The sequence below is a fragment of the Vibrio sp. 1288 genome, from assembly GCF_033344475.1.
The window spans coordinates 1-698 of the sequence record NZ_JAWPOX010000527.1; the positions used below are offsets into that span (position 1 = coordinate 1).

Annotated in this window: 1 protein-coding gene and 1 pseudogene; both read right to left on the reverse strand. The window is 48.7% G+C overall.

Annotation, left to right across the window (positions count from 1 at the left end; all coding sequences use genetic code 11):
- Nucleotides 1–497 (reverse strand): annotated as a pseudogene (locus tag R8O11_RS27825) (propeptide, peptidase); the annotation flags it as partial.
- A 12-nt stretch (nt 498–509) separates the two neighbouring features.
- Nucleotides 510–698 (reverse strand): TonB-dependent receptor (locus tag R8O11_RS27830; protein ID WP_318194947.1); only part of this gene is annotated, 189 nt, incomplete at its 5' end.

Sequence of the window (698 nt, forward strand, 5' to 3'; positions counted from 1 at the left end):
GGATAATCCTCTAACGAATTCCAAGCGGAATCAGGCGCAGCTTGTTGCTGCATCGTACGTAAATCAGGATCAAACACTGAGACGGGAACCGTCACTAACTCACCGGAGCTCAACGCTGGCGGCTCGGTCACTTCCAATCGAACAGGCAATTCCAGTTCTGCGGCTGGCATCGCCTGACCATTACGAATAACCGTATCTTCAAGGCTTTTGAAAATACGCTCGATTTGGCGGTCTTGGTTAGTCGACAACACAATGGTGCGTTGCGGTTGATACTGACCATCGACCCACACATCAAAGTTATAATGATCTCCAAGCTTAGAACGGGTTTGATAGCGAAACTTAAGTTCGCCAGCGCTAGCGTAATTGGCTTGTAAGTAGCGTAGCGCTTCGGCTTGGTTCGTGACCGTAATAGCCGCGCTAGGGTAATCCCACTGCGCTGCGTTCGTCACTTGAACGCCTGCCAACGCAAGAGAAAGCGCTAAAAGTTTGAGTTTCATGCTGGGCTCCTACTAAAAGATGAACTTCGCGTTAACCGTAAAGTAACGACCTGGTTCCGTTGAGTAGCGTTTGCTCTCATCTGCTATGCCAGCAACGTCTTGGTAACGAATGTATTCTTTGTCGAACAGGTTGATGATGGTCGCACTCAAACGAAAATCTTTGTTGATTTGGTAACTTGCCCCCAAATCGAGCGTGTTCCA